This is a genomic window from Lyngbya sp. PCC 8106 (assembly GCF_000169095.1).
Classification (GTDB): Bacteria; Cyanobacteriota; Cyanobacteriia; order Cyanobacteriales; family Microcoleaceae; genus Capilliphycus.
Window position 1 is genome coordinate 66,082 of sequence record NZ_AAVU01000025.1, and the last position, 18,628, is coordinate 84,709.

The 18,628-nt window shown below is 41.1% G+C and carries 25 protein-coding genes and 1 pseudogene; 18 read left to right on the top strand and 8 right to left on the bottom strand.

All coding sequences use genetic code 11. From position 1 onward, the window contains the following. The first annotated feature begins 125 nt into the window (after positions 1-125). From L8106_RS17050 to L8106_RS32325, 5 genes are all read left to right on the top strand, one after another. Complete coding sequence (locus L8106_RS17050) at positions 126-485, top strand: type II toxin-antitoxin system RelE/ParE family toxin (protein ID WP_009785625.1); 360 nt, start codon at positions 126-128, stop codon at positions 483-485. Further along, entirely contained in the window at positions 482-784 is a 303-nt protein-coding gene (locus tag L8106_RS17055) for a hypothetical protein (RefSeq protein WP_009785626.1), read from the top strand. The genes L8106_RS17050 and L8106_RS17055 overlap by 4 nt, the downstream gene beginning before the upstream one ends. A gap of 859 nt (positions 785-1,643) precedes the next feature. Next, positions 1,644-2,288: a hypothetical protein gene (locus L8106_RS33070; protein ID WP_009785627.1), complete on the top strand. Its 645-nt coding sequence runs from the start codon at positions 1,644-1,646 to the stop codon at positions 2,286-2,288. Positions 2,289-2,699: 411 nt separating this feature from the next. Continuing rightward, positions 2,700-2,954: a hypothetical protein gene (locus L8106_RS17065; protein WP_009785629.1), complete on the top strand. Its 255-nt coding sequence runs from the start codon at positions 2,700-2,702 to the stop codon at positions 2,952-2,954. A gap of 216 nt (positions 2,955-3,170) precedes the next feature. Beyond that, complete coding sequence (locus L8106_RS32325) at positions 3,171-3,347, top strand: hypothetical protein (RefSeq protein ID WP_009785630.1); 177 nt, start codon at positions 3,171-3,173, stop codon at positions 3,345-3,347. A gap of 381 nt (positions 3,348-3,728) precedes the next feature. On the opposite strand, the gene L8106_RS17070 is transcribed toward L8106_RS32325, so the two are convergent. After that, positions 3,729-5,039: a bifunctional UDP-sugar hydrolase/5'-nucleotidase gene (locus L8106_RS17070; protein ID WP_255348893.1), complete on the bottom strand. Its 1,311-nt coding sequence runs from the start codon at positions 5,037-5,039 to the stop codon at positions 3,729-3,731. A 454-nt stretch (positions 5,040-5,493) separates the two neighbouring features. Here L8106_RS17070 and L8106_RS17075 point away from each other — a divergent pair, with 454 nt between their 5' ends. Next, positions 5,494-5,778 (top strand): site-specific integrase, encoded by a 285-nt coding sequence (locus L8106_RS17075; protein ID WP_009785633.1) that lies wholly within the window; start codon positions 5,494-5,496, stop codon positions 5,776-5,778. 328 nt (positions 5,779-6,106) lie between these two features. Next, positions 6,107-6,337: a hypothetical protein gene (locus L8106_RS32330; RefSeq protein WP_156803731.1), complete on the top strand. Its 231-nt coding sequence runs from the start codon at positions 6,107-6,109 to the stop codon at positions 6,335-6,337. A 42-nt stretch (positions 6,338-6,379) separates the two neighbouring features. Here L8106_RS32330 and L8106_RS17080 read toward each other — a convergent pair whose 3' ends face one another. The 3 genes from L8106_RS17080 to L8106_RS30720 all read right to left on the bottom strand — a co-directional run bounded on the left by L8106_RS17080 (position 6,380) and on the right by L8106_RS30720 (position 8,940). Continuing rightward, positions 6,380-7,012, bottom strand: a complete 633-nt coding sequence (locus L8106_RS17080) for a hypothetical protein (RefSeq protein ID WP_232228518.1) — start codon at positions 7,010-7,012, stop codon at positions 6,380-6,382. 214 nt (positions 7,013-7,226) lie between these two features. After that, on the bottom strand, positions 7,227-7,538 hold the full coding sequence (locus L8106_RS17085) for a hypothetical protein (protein WP_009785635.1): 312 nt from the start codon (positions 7,536-7,538) through the stop codon (positions 7,227-7,229). A 187-nt stretch (positions 7,539-7,725) separates the two neighbouring features. Further along, positions 7,726-8,940 carry a hypothetical protein gene (locus L8106_RS30720; RefSeq protein WP_232228519.1) on the bottom strand — a complete coding sequence of 405 codons (1,215 nt, stop codon included), beginning with the start codon at positions 8,938-8,940 and terminating at the stop codon, positions 7,726-7,728. An 811-nt stretch (positions 8,941-9,751) separates the two neighbouring features. On the opposite strand from L8106_RS30720, the gene L8106_RS34500 reads away from it, so the two are divergent. From L8106_RS34500 to L8106_RS17105, 8 genes and pseudogenes are all read left to right on the top strand, one after another. Next, positions 9,752-10,621 carry a reverse transcriptase domain-containing protein gene (locus tag L8106_RS34500; protein WP_009785638.1) on the top strand — a complete coding sequence of 290 codons (870 nt, stop codon included), beginning with the start codon at positions 9,752-9,754 and terminating at the stop codon, positions 10,619-10,621. A 24-nt stretch (positions 10,622-10,645) separates the two neighbouring features. Next, a complete protein-coding gene (locus L8106_RS34505) occupies positions 10,646-11,488 on the top strand; it encodes a group II intron maturase-specific domain-containing protein (protein ID WP_009785639.1) in 843 nt (280 codons plus the stop codon). A gap of 41 nt (positions 11,489-11,529) precedes the next feature. After that, positions 11,530-11,945, top strand: a pseudogene (locus L8106_RS29730) (RNA-guided endonuclease InsQ/TnpB family protein); the annotation flags it as partial. Positions 11,946-12,053: 108 nt separating this feature from the next. Then, positions 12,054-12,503 carry a reverse transcriptase N-terminal domain-containing protein gene (locus L8106_RS34510; RefSeq protein WP_369748474.1) on the top strand — a complete coding sequence of 150 codons (450 nt, stop codon included), beginning with the start codon at positions 12,054-12,056 and terminating at the stop codon, positions 12,501-12,503. Then, positions 12,436-13,128, top strand: a complete 693-nt coding sequence (locus L8106_RS34515) for a reverse transcriptase/maturase family protein (protein ID WP_369748466.1) — start codon at positions 12,436-12,438, stop codon at positions 13,126-13,128. The genes L8106_RS34510 and L8106_RS34515 overlap by 68 nt, the downstream gene beginning before the upstream one ends. Positions 13,129-13,211: 83 nt before the next feature. Beyond that, positions 13,212-13,865 carry a group II intron maturase-specific domain-containing protein gene (locus L8106_RS34520; protein WP_369748476.1) on the top strand — a complete coding sequence of 218 codons (654 nt, stop codon included), beginning with the start codon at positions 13,212-13,214 and terminating at the stop codon, positions 13,863-13,865. Between the two features lie 33 nt (positions 13,866-13,898). Next, complete coding sequence (locus L8106_RS32335; RefSeq protein WP_156803732.1) at positions 13,899-14,057, top strand: hypothetical protein; 159 nt, start codon at positions 13,899-13,901, stop codon at positions 14,055-14,057. A gap of 104 nt (positions 14,058-14,161) precedes the next feature. Then, positions 14,162-14,932: a hypothetical protein gene (locus L8106_RS17105; protein WP_009785645.1), complete on the top strand. Its 771-nt coding sequence runs from the start codon at positions 14,162-14,164 to the stop codon at positions 14,930-14,932. A gap of 187 nt (positions 14,933-15,119) precedes the next feature. Here the strand turns inward: L8106_RS17105 and L8106_RS17110 are convergent, their stop codons facing one another. Both L8106_RS17110 and L8106_RS17115 read right to left on the bottom strand, forming a co-directional pair. Next, entirely contained in the window at positions 15,120-15,569 is a 450-nt protein-coding gene (locus tag L8106_RS17110) for a hypothetical protein (RefSeq protein ID WP_009785646.1), read from the bottom strand. After that, a complete protein-coding gene (locus L8106_RS17115) occupies positions 15,560-16,249 on the bottom strand; it encodes a ParA family protein (RefSeq protein WP_009785647.1) in 690 nt (229 codons plus the stop codon). Before L8106_RS17115 ends, L8106_RS17110 begins: the two co-directional genes overlap by 10 nt. Positions 16,250-16,274: 25 nt before the next feature. Between L8106_RS17115 and L8106_RS17120 the strand changes: the two genes are divergently transcribed. Beyond that, positions 16,275-16,502, top strand: a complete 228-nt coding sequence (locus L8106_RS17120) for a hypothetical protein (protein ID WP_009785648.1) — start codon at positions 16,275-16,277, stop codon at positions 16,500-16,502. A 176-nt stretch (positions 16,503-16,678) separates the two neighbouring features. On the opposite strand, the gene L8106_RS29735 is transcribed toward L8106_RS17120, so the two are convergent. Then, complete coding sequence (locus tag L8106_RS29735) at positions 16,679-17,164, bottom strand: HNH endonuclease (protein ID WP_009785649.1); 486 nt, start codon at positions 17,162-17,164, stop codon at positions 16,679-16,681. Beyond that, positions 17,076-17,513: a group II intron maturase-specific domain-containing protein gene (locus L8106_RS34525; protein ID WP_071941408.1), complete on the bottom strand. Its 438-nt coding sequence runs from the start codon at positions 17,511-17,513 to the stop codon at positions 17,076-17,078. The genes L8106_RS29735 and L8106_RS34525 overlap by 89 nt, the downstream gene beginning before the upstream one ends. A gap of 302 nt (positions 17,514-17,815) precedes the next feature. Here L8106_RS34525 and L8106_RS34530 point away from each other — a divergent pair, with 302 nt between their 5' ends. After that, positions 17,816-17,902 (top strand): hypothetical protein, encoded by an 87-nt coding sequence (locus L8106_RS34530; RefSeq protein ID WP_369748478.1) that lies wholly within the window; start codon positions 17,816-17,818, stop codon positions 17,900-17,902. Between the two features lie 30 nt (positions 17,903-17,932). Next, positions 17,933-18,619, top strand: a complete 687-nt coding sequence (locus tag L8106_RS34535) for an RNA-guided endonuclease InsQ/TnpB family protein (protein WP_369748480.1) — start codon at positions 17,933-17,935, stop codon at positions 18,617-18,619. The last annotated feature ends 9 nt before the right edge of the window (positions 18,620-18,628 follow it).

The following is an 18,628-nucleotide window of genomic DNA, read 5'->3' on the forward strand; positions in this document are numbered from 1 at the left end:
CCGCATCAACTTTGCAAACATTCACTAAAATAACTGAATCAACTTTTCAAACATCACCTAGCGCGACTGAATCAACTTTTCAAGCATCAGACAGAACGTATTTTGCAGACCAAAGGATAAATAACATGACATACGAAGTCGAGTACACGGACGAGTTTGAACAATGGTGGTTAACGCTAGATGAAGCGACTCAAGACGAAATTGATATTGCCGTTGAGTTACTTCAAGAACGGGGGCCAAATCTTCGTTTTCCCCAAAGTTCGGGTGTTCAGGGTTCTCGTCACCAGCGTATGCGGGAACTGCGTGTACAACACAAAGGTAATCCATATCGCATCTTGTATGTTTTCGATCCTCGCCGAGTCGCGGTACTCCTTTTAGGAGGTAGCAAAGTTGGCAATGATCGCTGGTATGAAGAAAATGTACCAAAAGCAGATCGGCTCTATGACGAACTATTGCAAGAGCTAGAAAATGAAGGTTTGATATGAAAACAAAGTCGTTTAACGAATTACGCAAACGAATGACACCTGAGCGGAGAGCTAAAAATAAAGCTCGCGCTCAATTAGCGTTACTTTACCTTAACTTAGCAGAATTGCAAGAGTCATTAGGAGTAACACCGGATGATATGGGACAAGATATTGATATTCTATCTGTCTTGTCGGATATAGAAAACCAAGAAGATCATCAAATCTCTACTCTGTCTCGCTATATTCAAGCGTTGGGTGGAAGTTTGAAAATAGTCGCTAATTTCCCAGACAAAGAAGTTACGCTGGCTCACTTTGAATAATTGCTTTGGTTTTCTCTAGAAAATGCAGGAGTAAATATTTGCTGACTCAATTTTGATCGGAGAGTTTATAGCAATATACTCCTGCTCTTTCTTTGAACTTTTGCTTGACTTTTCTATCAAAATACGCTAATGTTATACATAACTAGAGGGTTTAAGTTTCTTGGAGACTTTGCTCTGTCTCTCAACTTACCCCGCAAGGGGATAGAAACACGCCTCTAGTATGGTGATTGAACTGTTGTTTCAGTCTTCACCACTTCCCCGCAAGGGGACTAAAAAATGTTAATATTATTCAATATTTCACTACAATTATTTTTGTGGTGGAATATCGAATTTCTATTGGAAATGATGACAATAGTGAGTGCAATCGTCTCGCTTGCATGATGGACTTCTGAGAACCATTGAACTCAATTCAACTAAAACTTCAAACCCTTTTCCTAATCCTATTGAATTTTTAAACTCATTTAGGTGCGTTACACGTATCTCGGCTTTACCCCGGCTTGAGGTCAAAAATGTTATCGCTGGTTTCAATCCCCTTGCGGGGAATTAGTCATTGGAAAGTTATCCTCTTCCCCTCTTGCCCTTTTTCCTGAAAAAATTTTTTGATTTTTCTTTTGTGCAGAGGAAAAAATTTCAGGGGAGATGAGTCGGTGTAAAGCTAGGTATAGGCGTAAAAATAGCGAAGCACAGCTTCCCAGTCGTGAATTGGTCTCATGTTAGTTCTAGTGCATAGAACTCTTAATTGCAGGTCGCTACAGATAATCCGGTTCACCTATTTAAGCGACCCTCAAAAAAGTTACTATTCAAACGTTTAGGGCGATGGTTAGAGTGAGGGAATAATCAATAAAAAAAGTTACAAATTATGTCTACAGAAAAAACCCCTCAACACAATTATCATGGCTACCCTAGCCAAACTTACGAATTTACCGTTCCAGTTACATTAAAAGTTCACCTGAAAATCAATCCCATGCCCTTCATCAAACCCGTTGCACCGATGAGGGAGAGCTTAAACGCTCATCTCAAAACCAATATTCACATCAGTCCGGAAGTCGGAATAACTGAACCCACCTATTTGACTCGGAATGGACATCTCCAAGCGGAGTCATCCCCGAAGGAGGCTGTTGCCACTACTGCGGATGCGGCAAACATTAGCAGTCCTATTGATACCCGCACCAAAGCAGAATATGAACGGAATATTAATCACCTCAAAATCCAAACTGGTGAGCTTGAAATCGAAACCGAACGGGAGCGGAAAAACGCTCACACTCTATTAACCGAACACGAGAAAAAGCTTGAGGACTTGCGAGAACTTCATCGACAGGAAATTTGCAGTTTGGCAACGCAAAAACACGCCTATTTTGAGCAAAATATTTCTCATCTTCATAGAAAACACGCCTTAGAATTGGAGAGGATGAAGGCGGAACACGAAAGAGAAATTAAGGCTTATAACGAGGCTATAGACCGATTACCCAACTCAAATCAAGTTTTACTTAAATTTTGTGCCTGACAATACAGAATCCCCAAAAAATCATATAAATCAGAACAGATAATCCATTTAATTTGAGATAAAAATGGGTTAAATTACTGTTTAAACTTTGAGTTTTTAAATTTAATAATAATTTTCTGATTTTTGCAGATAATTACCCAAAATCCCCCAGGCCAGAGCTTCAAACTTTGTTGATTGGAGCCAGTATCTTTGGGGGAAATTTCAGTCATGCCCGTTTGGTTGAGTTTTAAATCAATAAACCGAACTTGAGAAGTTTACCGGGGAATCGAGTCATGGATGTGCAAATAACCAATGACTCAAGATTGATAATCTGGTTAACCCACCCATTTATGCTACTTCAAAAAAGTGACTGTCTAAGTGTTAAAAGCGTTGGTTAAAGTGGGGGTGTAATCAACAAAAGGATTCCCGATTATGTCTACTCAAAAAACTACTGGATACGATTGTCAAGGCTACGAAAACCACGGCTGCGAATTCACAGTTCCGATTACATTAAACGTTCCCATAACAATCAATCCGGTACTGTTTATCAAACCCGTTGCACCGATGAAGGAAAACTTACACGCTCATCTTGATGCCAACATTCACCTGAGTCCGGAAGTTGCGGCTGCCAAACCAGTTTGTCTTCCGCAGAATGGATATAAACGGGAGTTATCCGCAGCAGAATAGGTTGAGTTAGCGGATAGTGAAAATTAACCACACCGCTTACATTTTTATTCATCTAATCTTTTAAAACTTCACCAAACCTTCAAGCATTAGCAATTCAACTAATGCTTGAAGGTTTTTATTTTAATAGCCAAGTTTTCTGGTTTTTATAGAGATTTTGTTCCCCAGTTAATCTGGGAAAATGTGGTAAAATGGAGAAGGCAAGCAATCAGTTTGTGAATGGAGAAGTTCGCCGGGGGCAATGATGAAAATCGGCGGGTGCATTTGCAGTCCGTCTTGATTTCCCTGGTGATGAGTTGGCTGGAAATTCGAGGGAAAAAATCGGAACCGTTATTGTGTTTGATTAACCGGACGAAAAACGGTCAAATTATTTTAGAGCGATTTTTCAATAAATAAAAATTTAAAAATAGTTTCGAGCAACAATCAATAAAGTTCAAAAAGTATCGGAACCCGACCAACCGAATATTCTATAGCTGATGGTATCGCAATTATTCTGCGTATTCTAGAGTTAAGATTCCCTGTTGATAGAAGATTTAATAGAAGCCATTACATCAGCTATGTTACAAGTTACTCAGCAGGATATTCGTAACTGGTTTACTCATTGCTGCTACTGTACCTTCTGACTATGGGAAATGCTATAAATCATAAAAAACCGCTTGATTTTCTCAGAATTAAAACTTAATTAAACCTTGATAAATTTGCCACAATATGCTTTTTTCCTATTTTTCGGGGTTGGGTTGGGCGCAAGCAAGAGCGCCCCTACGGTGTTATCTGAACTTATTTCTGAACCAAACGACCTTCAACATTACTGTTAATATTTTGATGGGAACTGAAGTATTCTTCCAACACATCTTGGGCGGAAGTTGTCAATACTTTTTCATTGCCCAACTGGGTCAATTGTTCGGCGGTTATATTCAAACTCTGAACCGAATTTTTGAAATGATATTCTTGAATACAGAGAGTATATTGTTGATCGTCTTGTACGTTTTTTCCCTTGATTTTCAAAGATTCGAGAGTTCGATCCGTATCCCGATAAACCGCTTCAACGCCTTGGTTGACTTGGAAATAATTACTTTCGCCGGGAATGCGATTTTCCGGTTTCATAATATGTGCAAAAATTTGCTTGAGTTGGGTTCCGGTGACTTTCACTCGGAACAGGGGGCCGTCATAGGGGTAAACTTTTTTCAGTTCGCTTAATACAACCAATGGCCCCAATTCAGTACCCCTGATCGAACCGCTACCCACCAACACCACATCGAGGAGTTCGAGTTGGGCGAAAATATCGGCGATCAAGTTCCCCAACTCGGTTTCTCGTTCCCGTACCGGATGCACCAGTTGACGCGCCAAACGTCCGATGAGTCGATTATACTTGCGATCGGTTTCTTCTTTGAAGGAATTGATCAGTTTTTCGAGATCGGCATCGGGTTCGGCTAGATCGTCATTGACGGGTAGAAGTTGCCACTGCCATTCTACAATGCTGTTGGTATCGTCATCGACAACAATATCAAAGCGTCCGACTTGGTTTGTACCGACTCCGGCTTGACTAATTAAAATATCATTGACTTTTGCGGGTTGTTCTAGGAAGGTGTGAGAATGTCCGCCAATAATCATGTCTACACCCCAAGCGGGATCGAGCATCGCGGCCAATTTTTTATCTTCTTCAAAACCGATATGGGTCAGCAAAATCGTCAGGTCAATATCATCGTTTTTGTATGCGTTGCAAATTTTACCAACCTCTGCGGCTGCATCTTCGAGACCTACAAATGTACCGATACTGGTATCTAATTTTAAGGATTTTAAAACCTCTTCGGTGACAATCCCGATGAACATAATATCAAATCCATCAACGTTGAGGATCAGATAGGGTTGCATCAGGCGTTTATTATACTTCTTGATGTATAAGTTGGCATTCACAATCGGAAAATTAGCCATCTTTTCCAAGAAAAGTAAGTGAGGAAAGCCGTAGTCCAATTCATGGTTTCCTAGCGTTACCACATCGGGGGCCAAATAATTCATAATTTCGATGGTTGAAAGGCCCTTGTATTCTGTATCAATGATCGACCCCTGAACCATATCGCCCGAAATCACGAATAGGACGTTTTTTTATTCCTCGCGCACTTTTTTTATATACCCCGATAGCAGGGACATTCCGCCGATCAGATCCCCTTCGGCACCGTTATTTTCGGCTATAAAGTCCCCGTGCATATCATTGGAATGTAAGATCGTAAATTTTTTAAATCTTTCGGTGGCTACGACCATTTCTAGACCTCTTTAATTAATTGGAGTGAGGACACGATTATAACCGACCCAAATTGCTTGATAATAATAAGATTTATTAATTTACAAACCCAATTTATAGGGGTTAACTTACTGTCCAATTGTAATAAAAATATATATTTTTGAATATAAAGTAATGGATGGGGCGTGTTTTTTAAGTTGTTTTAAAAAACTAAAATATATCTTGACAAAATTCGCTCTGACATCACTTTTAGGGCGGGTTGATTGAACTGATCGCTGTAAACTGTAATCAACCAGCCCCAAGATGTTAAGCGGCGAGGTCGGTAAAGCTTATCAGGTTCAACGGCATCCTTCTATGTGTTCGGATGCGGTGTTGAAGATTCTCAAGAAACGAGCCGAAGCTGCGGGGGTTGAATCCTTCAGTCCCCATGATTTTAGGAGGACGTTTTGTTCAGACTTGTTGGATGCAGGAGTGGATATTGTTACGGTTCAGAAGTTGGCGGGTCATTCTTCCCCGGTGACAACGACTAAATATGACCGACGGGGTGAGGAGACGAAGCGGAAAGCAGTTCAGAAGTTAGGGTTTTAGAGAGGCAGTGTTTGGTGATCATCTCTTGTGAAAATCACCAAAAGTTGCCAAGACTCAATAATTGAGCAAAAATAATGCAAATAAAATAAATAAAATGTGAACATATGAAAATATTAAAATTAACCAGAAAATACAACAATATCTTAAATTACCAATTTGAATTAAAATTACCGAGGATACTCAACAGATTTAGTATCTGAATTTTTGTCCAAAATTCTCTAAATCAATTTCACAGCGAAATAACAAAACTATTATGAACCGCAAAGTAGCAATTAAAATCTCCTCTGTTTAAGGGTCATAGGGATTAGTTGTAATAAATAGTTACATCGTGTCCTATTTTGCAGCTATCTCGGCTTTACCCCAATTCCGTAAGGGCAACTGCACCGCATCAACCCAACCTCCCCGCAGCCAGCGTGAAGCTTCCTACCCCGATATTTGCATTCCTATCGGTTCGCCGGACTTGAATTGTAGTGAAGTTCCTTATAGCAATATTCGAGTCGTTGGGGATGATCCGCACGGGTTTGATGGCGACAACGACGGCGTTGGATGTGAAGGTTAGGTGTTAAAAAATTTACTCTATTTTCAAAATCAGAATAGAATCTTATCGGGGTAAAGCTTCAGTTTTTTCCCAACTATCTGCCACAACTTTGATTGGATAAACATGAGTGAGATATAAGTAAAAAAACGCGACAGAAACGATCAAGATAATCAACCCAATCACGTTGGAATTAATTTCCAAGTTTCCCTTAGCAAAGCTGAGTTTGGTTTCGGTCGTTTCTTTTTCTCTAAATTTTAAATAAGATAGATACAATCCAACTCCAACAATTGACATCACTAGAACCAAAAAAAATAAATCAATAATTAAATAGGATTGAAAAACCAACCGCCTGTGATTCAGTTGCCAAAGATCGTATTCATTCTGGATTTTAAATCTTTCCAGAACGATATTTGTTACTTTCTGCTGGCATTGTCCTTGATTTTGAGCAAATTTGCAAATATCCGCTGTTAATTTTAATTCGTCGTCGGGTTCGGGAGGTACAAATTGCTGTATTGTCTGGGGTTCTCTAGAGTATTCTTCTAAACTTTCCGCAGTTTCGGAATCTTCAGTTGAATTTTGATTGCCGTTAGAAACTTTTTCTTCCGTTGCAGCCCGCTTAGTTTCCGCCAAACTAATTAAGGGATTAACATTCGTGTTTAAACTCAAAAATAGCGTTAAAATCAATAGACTACCCATCAAAAACTTTGTTGTTAAATACTTCATTTCGATTTAATAAAACTGAAAACCGCACTCTCTTAACATCAGCTTAACAACGGCATCAAAAATTTAACAGTCACATTTATGAGTGACATTTGTTAGACAAGTATCAGGCGCGTCTTTCAATAAGTGTAGCAATTTGGGACGGGAAGTGACATTAAAAGTCAATCTCCCCACTATCCAAACAAAAATTTTACTGAAGATCTTCAAGTATTTTGTTCATTTTTTGAAAATCATTAAGTTTATCAATTCCCGAAAATCGAATCGAGAGATCAATTGAAAATATTGCCAGAATTATAGCAATACTCATCAAGCAAAACCAAGTTTTAATTCCGCCTGGAGTTTGCTTAACTATTCTTCCAATAACTCTCAAACTAAATAAATCCGAGTCCATATTTTCTCGGGACTCCTCATCTTGTTTTTGCCGAAACTCTAATTCTTTTAAGCGAGATAATACAGAATTTACAGACTTTAGACTAGAATAAGTATGGAGCAATTGCAACAAAAATAATTTTACCAACAGATGCCTTTAGGAAAACTTAAATTGGATTTCTAACGTTCAATAACATGGCGGTCAACAATAACTTGAGCCGCAACCAAAGGTAGACATTCGGGTTTCATCTTTTCCTCTCCGTCTCACTAAATTTACCTGTTTTTACCATTGAAAAAACTTTGAAAATCTGTAAAATTTATTAGACCTTATTATCAGTTTCTTGAACAACGGACTGTTTATTTTGTTTGCGTTGGGATTTTTTAGGCTGTTCAGGTAGGGATTGATTTTCGGATTGAACTTCAGATTGTTTGGGCTGTTCGTCAGTTGATTTATTTTTAGGTGGGTCAACAGATTTCTGCTTTTGCTTGTTGTCTTTAATTTCCCTTAAAGCTTCGGCTTTTAGCTTTTTAGAGGCTTTCAAGAATCCGGGTATATCTCCAGTGGGTTCGTCAAGTTGTTCAACAAATCCAAACACATCTCTGCCGGGGAGAAACTTAGCCTTGACCTGTACAAAATAAGTTTGACCTTGCTGTTCTTTCTCTAGTCTGGGATTAAATCTAAACGGCTTTACAGGTGAATCTCTCCAGAGTAACGGAACGTGAGAGGATTTCATAAATTTAACTTTTTTGGCGGCTTCGGCTTCTTTTATCCAGGCTAATCTATCTTTATTGAAGTTGCGAAAAATGGAAATGCAGGGAGTGCGGCAAACGGGAATAAATTGCCATAGTCCAGAGAATTTAAACTCAAAATCATCCAACTCTGTGTTTAGTTGACTGGGCTTTGCTTTTGAGCCAATGAAACCCACTAATTGAAAGCTGACCCGATGGGGTTGATCTTTTTTGGGTAAGTGAAGAATTTTGGGATAGACAATCAATCTTAGAGTAGTATTACCTGTGACTTCAATCTCTCTTTTTAGGGCTTCATAAGCTTTCTTGCGTTTATTGGGGATATAAAATAGTCGATATTCATGTTCTCCGAGTTTGATAGCTGAACGTTCGTCAGTGAGAATCACTTCCCCCTTGATAATACCAATGCCTTGAAAATAAGATTTGTTTTGGGGTTCTTCTGATTTGGATTGAGACTCGTCACTTAAAGTTTCGGTTTTTGAGGGTTCAGTTTTCTGTACGACAGACTCAATAAATTTTTCAGTAGTGGATTGTTTAGCTTCCGGTTGTAACTCTTGATTAACTATTTCAGGCTTGGGTTTAGCATCTTGAACAGAGGTTTTAGGTTGGGCAGAAGTTCGCTTGGGCTTGGGGGTTAATGTAGTTTGAGAGTATGGAGCGGTTGTGTCGTTCGGTTGAATGTTTAACTCAGCTTGCAACTTAGCTAGCAACTCCTGATACATCGCCTTTTGTTTAGGGTTGGTAGCGGTTTGGATTAGCTTCTTGATTTTATTGACTTGTTCTAACATTTTGATACCCCAAATTACACCTTTATAGTTACAGATTAAGGAAACCGCAAAACCCGGCTGCCCCATGAACCATTTATTTTATCTGCGTAGATGCTGATGGCTTCATCTGAATGGAGCATGGAAACCCGCGCCAAAAGTCAAACGTTGGCGACGGGAGGAATTGCGACCCAAGCCATGCCTCACGGTTTTTGTGCTAAACTGTGAAGCATGACTGAAAAAGCCTACCGATACCGCTTCTACCGTGCGACTCGTTCCTACCAAAAGTCTAGCAGACGTGGGTAGGGTAAGGTTGTGAACCTTGACAACTCAATAATCGTGATGGTGTAAGTCCATCCCTTCAGATGGTGGAGTGACAGCATAACCCCTTCCTGTGGAGAATGGTCATCAAAGTGGGAAAAGCGGGGTTAAACGGCAGTAATGATGAATCTGACATCAAATCCTGTCTAGCACCTAACTATGTGTACGAAAGGAACTTCCGTTAGAAGTATCGTTACGGTAATCCAGCCTACGCAGATTATTGGCTAGCAACAAAATGTTAATAAGCTAACGTACTGGAAAAAGGTAGGGTTTAACCAGAACCATCTACACAGCTTCGGTATAGAGGAAGACACTAAGGTTAGAAATACGGTTATTGGGAACGAAGTAACCCTTTCAAATCTCTTAGATGAGGTCGAAATCTAAGTAGTAACCAGCGTAAGATTTGTCTGGGAAGGATTGTGTAAGAAGCAAAAGCCTATCTGTAATGTATAAGGATAAGCTGACATACACACTGTTCAATGGAAGGAATAGTCTTAAGTAGGAAATTAATGTTATGAACACGGTGTCAAAACCGATGTATGAATGGAAGGACATCAACTGGCGAAAAGCCGAAAGATGTGTCTTCAAAATCCAAAAAAGAATATTCAAAGCCAGTCAACAAGGCAATGTCAGACTAGCCCACAAATTACAAAGGCTACTCCTAAAAAGCTGGTACGCCAAACTGTTAGCCGTTCGACGGATTAGCCAATATAATAAAGGCAAGAAAACCGCAGGCATCGATGGTGTTAAGGATTTGACACCAAAACAAAGAATGGCAGCCAATAACTTAAAACTTGGCAACAAATCAAAACCAACCCGCCGAGTATGGATACCTAAACCCAACACGGACGAAAAGCGACCTCTAGGGATTCCAACCTTGTATGAACGTGCCTTACAAGCATTAGTAAAACTAGCGCTAGAACCCGAATGGGAAGCTAAGTTTGAACCTAATAGTTATGGATTTAGACTAGCACGTTCAGCCCATGATGCCATCGAAGCAATATACACAAGCATCAATAAAAAGCCCAAATATGTTCTGGATGCGGACATATCCAAATGCTTCGATAAAATCAACCATCAAAAACTGTTGGCAAAACTCCAAACCTATCCCAAGCTAAGACAACAAATCAAAGCATGGTTAAAGAGCGGAGTAATGGATGGAAAAGACCTATTTCCTACCCATGAAGGTACACCACAGGGAGGTGTAATTTCCCCATTATTAGCAAACATAGCCTTACATGGTATGGAAGAAAGAGTTAAACAATATGCAAGAACTCTTAAAGGAAATAAATCCAAAAATGAACAAACCTTAGCCTTAGTCAGATATGCAGACGATTTTGTTATCTTGCATGAAGATTTAAAGGTAATTAAGGAATGCCAATAAATAATTGATGAATGGTTGGCTGTAATGGGTCTAGAACTCAAGCCAAGTAAGACCAAGATCAGTCACACTTTGGAAACACATGATGGGAATACTGGATTTGATTTTCTAGGATTCAATATACGACAATACAGAGTCGGAAAACATCATGGTGCAAAAAGTAGCACCCGAGTCATACTAGGCTTTAAAACCCTAATCAAACCAAGTGCTGAAAATATCAAAATCCACCTAAGAAAATTAGGAGAAACAGTAGAAAGTCACAACTCAGCCCCACAGGTTGCCTTGATTAAACGACTTAACCCAATCATAAGAGGATGGAGTAATTATTACTCATCAGTAGTAAGTGCAGAAACATTCTCAGATTGTGATCACTGTTTCTTTGAAAAACTCAAAAGATGGGCATACAGAAGACATCCCATGAAAAATCGAACTTGGATAATGCGTAAATATTGGCATACCAAGGGAAATGATAACTGGGTATTCAGCACCAGAGAAGGAGAAAATCCTTTGGAAATGGCAAGACACCGAGACACAAAAATCGTAAGATTTGTCAAGGTAAAGGGTAATAGAAGTCCTTATGATGGGGACTTAATCTATTGGAGTAGTCGTTTGGGTTCACACCCAGAAATGCCAGCCGAAAAAGTGTATCTATTAAAGAAACAAAAAGGACGCTGCACATACTGTGGATTACACTTCCAAGATGGAGATCTACTAGAAACCGACCATATCATCCCTAAATCAAAGGGTGGTAAAGACAACCGAGATAACAAGCAGTTACTCCATCGACATTGCCATGACCTTAAAACTGTAAAGGATGCAACTGGTACTCAAGACAAAAGAGCCATTGGAGAGAGGAGCCGGATGAGGTGAAAGTCTCACGTCCGGTTCTGAAGCCGAGCCAGAATGGTGACATATCTGGTTTAGGGCAACCGACTCCCGAACAGGAAAACCTGTTAAGGAGGACGTTGGGTTGTGTGCGATTGGTGTACAACAAAGCACTAGCAACACGCACTGAGGCGTGGTATGAACGGAAAGAACGGGTTGGCTATTCTCAAACTTCTTCAATGTTGACAAGCTGGAAGAAAGAGGAAGAATTAGACTTCTTAAATGAGGTTAGCTGTGTTCCGCCTTCTTCAATGTTTAAGGCATCTGCAAACTGCTTTCAGTAACTTCTTTGCGGGTCGGGCAAAATACCCAAACTTCAAGAAAAAGCGACATGGTGGAAGTGCAGAGTTTACGAGCGTCAGCATTTAAGTTTAAAGAGAGCCAAGTTTACATTGCCAAATGCAAAGAACCTTTGCCTATTAGATGGAGTCGTCAAAAGCCAACGCCTCTCCGTAATGGAAAAGGATATGCTAACAGACTCACGGTACAACGGATTGTAGAGGTACAAGTAGTGGTAAATAAGCCTAAAACAGATTCAAAACTGAAGACTGTGGGATGTAAACCGCCAACAGAATCACCCGAAGACATCAACGCCCAACTTAACTGGGTAACGATTGATTGGGATGACTTAGAGAAGCGTGTTTATAAGCTACAAAAGCGCATTTACAAAGCGTCTCGTCGTGATGATGTCAAGACAGTTCGCCGACTCCAAAAAACCCTAACCAAATCCTGGGCTGCAAAATGCCTAGCGGTGCGTCGTGTTACCCAAGATAATCAAGGTAAAAAGACGGCAGGTGTGGATGGTGTTAAATCACTGACCCCAAAGCAACGATTTAAATCAACTAAAAATGGGTACAAAGGTCAAACCCACTCGGAGAGTATGGATTCCGAAACCTGGGACAGAGGAAAAAAGACCTTTAGGAATACCGACCATGTACGACCGCGCATTGCAGGGACTTGTCAAACTGGCATTAGAGCCAGAATGGGAAGCGCTCTTTGAACCTAACTCTTATGGGTTCAGACCAGGACGCTCATGTCAAGATGCTATTGGAGCAATATTCTTAGCAATAAACAAAAAAGCCAAATATGTGCTTGACGCTGATATTGCTAAATGCTTCGACCGCATCAACCATGAACAACTCTTAAGAAAACTAAATACCTATCCAACCCTACGAAAACAAATCCTCGCTTGGTTAAAAGCTGGTGTCATGGATGGAAAAGAGTTGTTCCCAACATCTGAGGGTACGCCACAAGGAGGAGTAATATCACCCCTACTGGCAAATATAGCCCTTCATGGGATGGAAAACGAAATCAACAAACTTGCTGATACATTCGATATGAAACGTCCTGACGGCACACAATTAAGCAAGAGGGACAAAAGACAATCAGTTAGTCTAATTCGTTACGCCGATGACTTCGTAATCCTTCACGAAGACATAACCATTGTCCAAAGATGTCAAGAGTTTATTTCTGAATGGCTAAAAGACATGGGTTTGGAATTGAAACCAAGTAAAACCCGAATAGCCCATACATTAGAGGAATATAATCAGGAAAACCTGGATTTGACTTTCTGGGATTCAATATCAGACAGTTCAAAGCAGGTAAATACACCTCCGGTAAGGTAAGAGGAAAACTACTAGGTTTCAAAACCATTATAACTCCAAGCAAGAAAAGCCAGAAAAGACACTACAAAAAAGTTGCAGAAACAATAGAAAAGCACAAAGGGCAATCACAAGCTGTCTTAATAAGACACCTCAACCCAATAATCAGAGGATGGTGCAACTATTTCTCAACCGTAGTAAGTCAAAAAGTCTTTGAGAGACTGAAAAACTTGACATATTGGAAACTAATCAAATGGGGTACAAAACGCCATCGAAACAAAGGAAGGAAATTTATAGTTTCCAAATACTTCCAAAAGATAGGGGATAACAATTGGGTATTCGCAACCAAGCAAGAGGGTAAAAACCCGATGCGGTTACTACAACATAGCGATACAACAATTAGTCGTTATGTAAAAGTTAAAGACGATGCCAGTCCATGCAACGGCGACCTAATTTACTGGAGTACAAGAATGGGCAAACACCCTGAGATGCCAAAGCGAACGGCATTGCTGCTCAAAAAGCAAAAAGGGAAGTGCGCTCAATGCGGATTGTTCTTCAAAGAAGGAGATGTAATCGAGCTAGACCACATCATTCCTAAGTCAAAAGGCGGAAAGAATGAGTATAAAAATTGGCAACTTCTCCATCGACATTGCCATGATGAAAAGACCAGAAATGATGGCAGCATAGACAGAAAACTGTCACACAAACCCATCAGAATCCCTGAGAATTATCGATGGGAAAACGATCTGCTGGTGACGTGAATCATGACAATAGCCGTGTTACTGAGGAGCCGTATGATGGGAAACTATCAAGTACGGTTTTGGAGAGCAGTGGAGGGGGCGACTCCTTCACTGACTTTAATTATTTTGGCGGCAGGACTTGCCGTGTCAGCGCCAGTCGCTCATGGGGGAAACCCCCATGAGCGCGCTGGCTTGCCTGTGGAGCGACCGTAAGAGCTGAACAGAGCAAATCTGTTCAACCAGGTGCTAAGAAGCAGGAACCCAAATAGTGATATTTGGGAATCCCGCGCCAAAAGTCAAACGTTGGCGCCGGGAGGATGTCAACCGCGCCCTGGCATGAAGGTGGCAAATGGGTGATTGGTGGTCGCTCTAACCAAAACGTTGTTGCTATTAACGTCAAGTCTGGCGATAATGGCAAGACGCTAAACGGAACCATGACTTACGCTGGCGAAGGGCCAATTGGTTTTCGGGCAACTTTGTCAGGGAGTAATAACTATATGGTAGAGAATCAATGGGGAGGTTCATCGGCTCCTTGGCATCCTGGTGGTCAATGGGTACTGGGTTATCGTACTGACCAGAATGTGGTGGAACTAGACCTCAAATCTGAAGATGGTGGTCAAACTCTCAATGGAACCATGACTTACCAAGGTGAGGGGCCAATTGGTTTTAAGGCTGCTATGGCTGAAGGTTATGCCTATACAGTAGAGAATCAGTGGGGAGGTTCATCGGCTCCTTGGAATGAAGGTGGCACTTTGGTTTTGGGCAGCCGTAATAACCAAAAAGTAGTTGCGATTGATATACAATCTGGTGACAACGGCAAGACCCTTAATGGAACAATGACTTATCACGGTGAGGGGCCAATTGGTTTTCGCGCCACTTTGTCAGGGAGTAATAACTATATGGTAGAGAATCAATGGGGAGGTTCATCGGCTCCTTGGCATCCTGGTGGGCAGTGGATTATTGGTTATCGGGAAAACCAAAATGTTGTAGCACTTAACATCAATTCCAATGATGAAGGCACAACTTTGAACGGAACAATGACTTACCAGGGTGAAGGGCCAATTGGCTTTAAGGGATCACTAATGTAAGCTTTAAGCGTAATTGAATCTGGAGAATTGCAAAAGCGATCATCTTCTAGAGAATTGTGATCGCTTTTTTGATGATTTCTTGGCGGTTATTATGATGATCTACACCCGAAATTGCACTAACTTGTTCTACGGGTTGGGAGCAGATATGCTACTAACAGCATAAAGACTCTTGATTATAGATTCTTGATTATAGATTCTTGATTATAGACTCTAGACTCTTGAGTTTATTCTGCAATTCATCCTCATTGGAGATGTCATCCCAATCAACAGGCATGGCTTTAAACAGTTCCAGAGCAGCCTGAAACCATACCTCTTTGGGTATTCTGGACTTGTTCTGATCTCGACTCCCTTGCTTCACCAAGTCATCAACCCAGTCAATTAGCTCAATCGGCAGTCTGACATTAGTTCCCTTCAGTTCCGCTTGTTCTCTATTCAAAAACCTAGACTCTTGACTCTCTACTTTAGACTCTACACCATCCTTGACTCTTGACTCTTGACTATCTGTAGAAGGCTCTAACTCTCTTGACTCTTGACTTTTGAGTTCAACATCCTCAGATTCTTCTTGGGAGTCTGTCTTAGAGAAAATCCCACGGTCGAGGGGGTTACTGCCAAGGCCTTTGCTTTTTTTCACTGCCATGATAAGACCTCCAGAGATAATTCTTTATAGGCTTTAGCGCCTGCACCACGAGGGTCAAACTCAAAAATAGATTGATGATGGGAGGGGGCTTCTCTGATTCTCACCGTTTCAGGAATGATAGAACTGCACAACTTGTCCCCAAAGTGTTCTCTGAGGGATTCCAAAACTTCGGCGCTGAGGTTATTTCGTTTGTCGTAGCGGGTTGCTAATACTCCAGCAATCTCAATCGGATGATGCTTGTAATCGGCTACCAACTTTAATGTCCGTTCAATCCCCTGAATTCCTAAAAGTCCCATGTAGCTCATATCGACCGGAACTAGAACAGCTTCAGAAGCCATGAGTGCATTAATCGCAAACACCCCAACGTTGGGGGGACAATCAATCAAAATCCAGTCATACTCAGCATCAACAGTCGCGATCGCTTTTTTGAGCAGGACTTCTCGGCCGGGAACTCCTGAAATGGGAATTTCTTCTTCAGCTAACAATAAGTTAGAAGGGACGACATCAACCCCTGAATCTGTTGGGACAATCACCTCCGTAATGTCCACTTTACGCTGCAACGCATCTTTGAGTTGAGTTTGGAGTTCCCAGATCGGAATTCCCAGAGCGGCACTCGCATTTCCCTGGGGGTCAATATCAATCAGTAGGACTCGTTGGTTGTGAAATTTTACGAGTCCCACAGCAAGGTTATAGGCAGTCGTTGACTTGGCAACACCACCCTTCATATTAAAGACAGAAGAACAAATTAAACACTACGAAGATAATGATTACGAAGATGCGAGTTTTTTAGAGGTCAAGTTTGTCATGAATGCCCTGGATATCCAAGTTCAAAAAGGGGAGTTTTTGGTTCCTTTAGATACGTTGAGAAGAACGCCCGTAACTCAAAATGAATTGTTGTCATCTGGTTATTCGAGTCGAGAGCAAGCCTGTTAACCTTACAAAACTTTACATCGTGTCCGATTTCACACGTATCTCGGCTTTATCCAAGAAGAGGGATAGCCCACTAATTTATCGAGCTTTTCTTTGAATTTCTTCACTATATGGCGTTAAACTAAGCCAGGTTGTCACCAACCCGACTCGTCTTCAGAACGCAGCATGAGACTTTAACCTCACTGCGCTCCTCTGTTTTCAGGCTCTGTTTGAGTACCTACTTTGAGTAAGGTTGGAATATCGTCTACCCATTCCCAATCCAAATGATTGAACCATTCTTGGGTTTCTTCTCCTTCCTTTTTCGCTTTATATAGCTTTATAACCTTAAGGTCACTCTTAGTTTTAGCATCATGGCAATGTTTATGTAGTAGTTGGAGATTATCTTTACTATTGTTACCACCTGCCTGTTTGGGGGTGATCTGGTCTGTATGAATTGAATCTCCATCAAGGAAGTTTAAATTGCACCAATTACACTTACCCTTTTGTTTCTTCAGCAGTTTTGCTGTTGAGGGTTTCAATTCAGGGTGTGACCCCTTCCTTTTTGCCCAGTAAATGGTGTCTCCGTCATAAGGGGTTTTATTCCCCTGAACTTTGACGTGGCGCGTGCGTGGCTGTTTGTGTGTGTCTTGCCAGGGTGATTTTGTCACCCTTATATTCTTTTCCAAAAACCCATCTATCTCCTCCTATCGTTATCCAATATTTATCTCCCACCCAGTATTTACCTTTGTTGGGATGTCTTCTATCAGCCCATCTACGCAACCTCAAGTGAGTCAGATAATCAACTTTTGAGTAGGTTTCTTGACTACATACTGTTTTGTAGTAGTTACACCATCCTCTAATAATTGGGTTTAACTCACTGATGATTTTCTCTTGGGGTGCAGCTTTTAACCTTCCGATTGTTTCTGAGATTTTGTTGTAGTGCCTCCTAACACTATTGGATGATGGTCTTATGACTGTTTTGAACCCCAGCAATTTACCCTGTCCATCAGACTTTCGCCGGGGTACTGCCACCATAGTCCGGTAGGGTTTGGTGGTATGGGGATAGGCGGGAAATCGGAGGGACGGAGATTTCCAATTAATTTGCGTTTTTACATTTAACCTTCTTTTTGAGACTACGAATGTATGCTCTTAATACTTCTGATTGTGTTCTGTCTTCCTGCTCGCAGAAAGCCTTGAGTATCTTGAGCTACTTGCTCAGGAAGCCTTATTGCTAGGTGTTTCATCAACCTGTATTGTGTCGCTACTTGCGATACAATATTATCATGATAATCACCTATCAGTACCGTCTCAAGCCAACTCTCGAGCAGGCGTCCACAATGGAAGTCAGGGGAGAGTTGCTGCGTCGGCACGATAATTACGCACTCGGTCAAAGACTCGATTGGCTCCGACGTACTCGATGCTAGTTTGACCGATGCAGTATTGTTTCTGAACCGATAGGTGATCTCCCCGAAAAAGTTGATTATTACTCACAAGCATCAGAGTTAAAACAAACTAAAGAGCTATTTCCTGAATACAAAAACATCTATGCCGACTGCCAGCAGCAGAACTTGATGAGATTGGACAAAGCGAGTAAGGGTTGGTTAATTCCCGATAAGAATGGTAAGCGAGGAGGTCGCCCACGTTTTAAGAAGCGGGGTGACATCTGCTCGTTTACTTTTCCTAGAGTGAACTGCCCAAAAGCAGGCGCACATCTGATAGGGAACATCTTGAAACTATCAAAGATTGGCGAAATTAAAGTTATCTTGCATCGCCCAATCCCTGACGGGTTCACAAAAAAGCAAGTTACCTTAGTCAAAAAAGCTGATGGATGGTATGCAAGTTTTTCCCTGGAAGACGACACGGTTCCTGAGCCGTTGCCAGTAGATAAAATTAAGTTTGCTGTTGGCATAGATGTTGGTTTAGAGAAGTTTTTAGCGACATCTGACGGACAAGCTGTAGAGATTCCCCAATTTTACCGGAAGTCTCAACAACAGTTAGCTCGTCAACAACGACAATTGGCACGGATGGAGAAAGGCTCTAAAAACTACCAACGGCAAGCCAATAAAGTTGCTTGCATTCACCTTCACGTTGCCCGGCAGCGCTTCGGAGTTTCATTATCAAGTCGTTCACAGGCTGTGTGACCATTACGA

Bases quoted from the DNA above. Each gene is read 5' to 3' on its own strand.
- L8106_RS17105 (WP_009785645.1), top strand. From the start codon at position 14,162: ATGTCAACCGCGCCCTGGCATGAAGGTGGCAAATGGGTGATTGGTGGT.
- L8106_RS30720 (WP_232228519.1), bottom strand. From the start codon at position 8,940: ATGTTAGAACAAGTCAATAAAATCAAGAAGCTAATCCAAACCGCTACC.
- L8106_RS34525 (WP_071941408.1), bottom strand. From the start codon at position 17,513: ATGGTGGCAGTACCCCGGCGAAAGTCTGATGGACAGGGTAAATTGCTG.
- L8106_RS32335 (WP_156803732.1), top strand. From the start codon at position 13,899: ATGATGGGAAACTATCAAGTACGGTTTTGGAGAGCAGTGGAGGGGGCG.
- L8106_RS34505 (WP_009785639.1), top strand. From the start codon at position 10,646: ATGGGTCTAGAACTCAAGCCAAGTAAGACCAAGATCAGTCACACTTTG.
- L8106_RS34515 (WP_369748466.1), top strand. From the start codon at position 12,436: ATGTACGACCGCGCATTGCAGGGACTTGTCAAACTGGCATTAGAGCCA.
- L8106_RS17050 (WP_009785625.1), top strand. From the start codon at position 126: ATGACATACGAAGTCGAGTACACGGACGAGTTTGAACAATGGTGGTTA.
- L8106_RS17110 (WP_009785646.1), bottom strand. From the start codon at position 15,569: ATGGCAGTGAAAAAAAGCAAAGGCCTTGGCAGTAACCCCCTCGACCGT.
- L8106_RS17065 (WP_009785629.1), top strand. From the start codon at position 2,700: ATGTCTACTCAAAAAACTACTGGATACGATTGTCAAGGCTACGAAAAC.
- L8106_RS34530 (WP_369748478.1), top strand. From the start codon at position 17,816: ATGGAAGTCAGGGGAGAGTTGCTGCGTCGGCACGATAATTACGCACTC.
- L8106_RS33070 (WP_009785627.1), top strand. From the start codon at position 1,644: ATGTCTACAGAAAAAACCCCTCAACACAATTATCATGGCTACCCTAGC.
- L8106_RS17080 (WP_232228518.1), bottom strand. From the start codon at position 7,012: ATGGGTAGTCTATTGATTTTAACGCTATTTTTGAGTTTAAACACGAAT.
- L8106_RS17075 (WP_009785633.1), top strand. From the start codon at position 5,494: ATGTTAAGCGGCGAGGTCGGTAAAGCTTATCAGGTTCAACGGCATCCT.
- L8106_RS17055 (WP_009785626.1), top strand. From the start codon at position 482: ATGAAAACAAAGTCGTTTAACGAATTACGCAAACGAATGACACCTGAG.
- L8106_RS34500 (WP_009785638.1), top strand. From the start codon at position 9,752: ATGAACACGGTGTCAAAACCGATGTATGAATGGAAGGACATCAACTGG.
- L8106_RS32325 (WP_009785630.1), top strand. From the start codon at position 3,171: ATGGAGAAGTTCGCCGGGGGCAATGATGAAAATCGGCGGGTGCATTTG.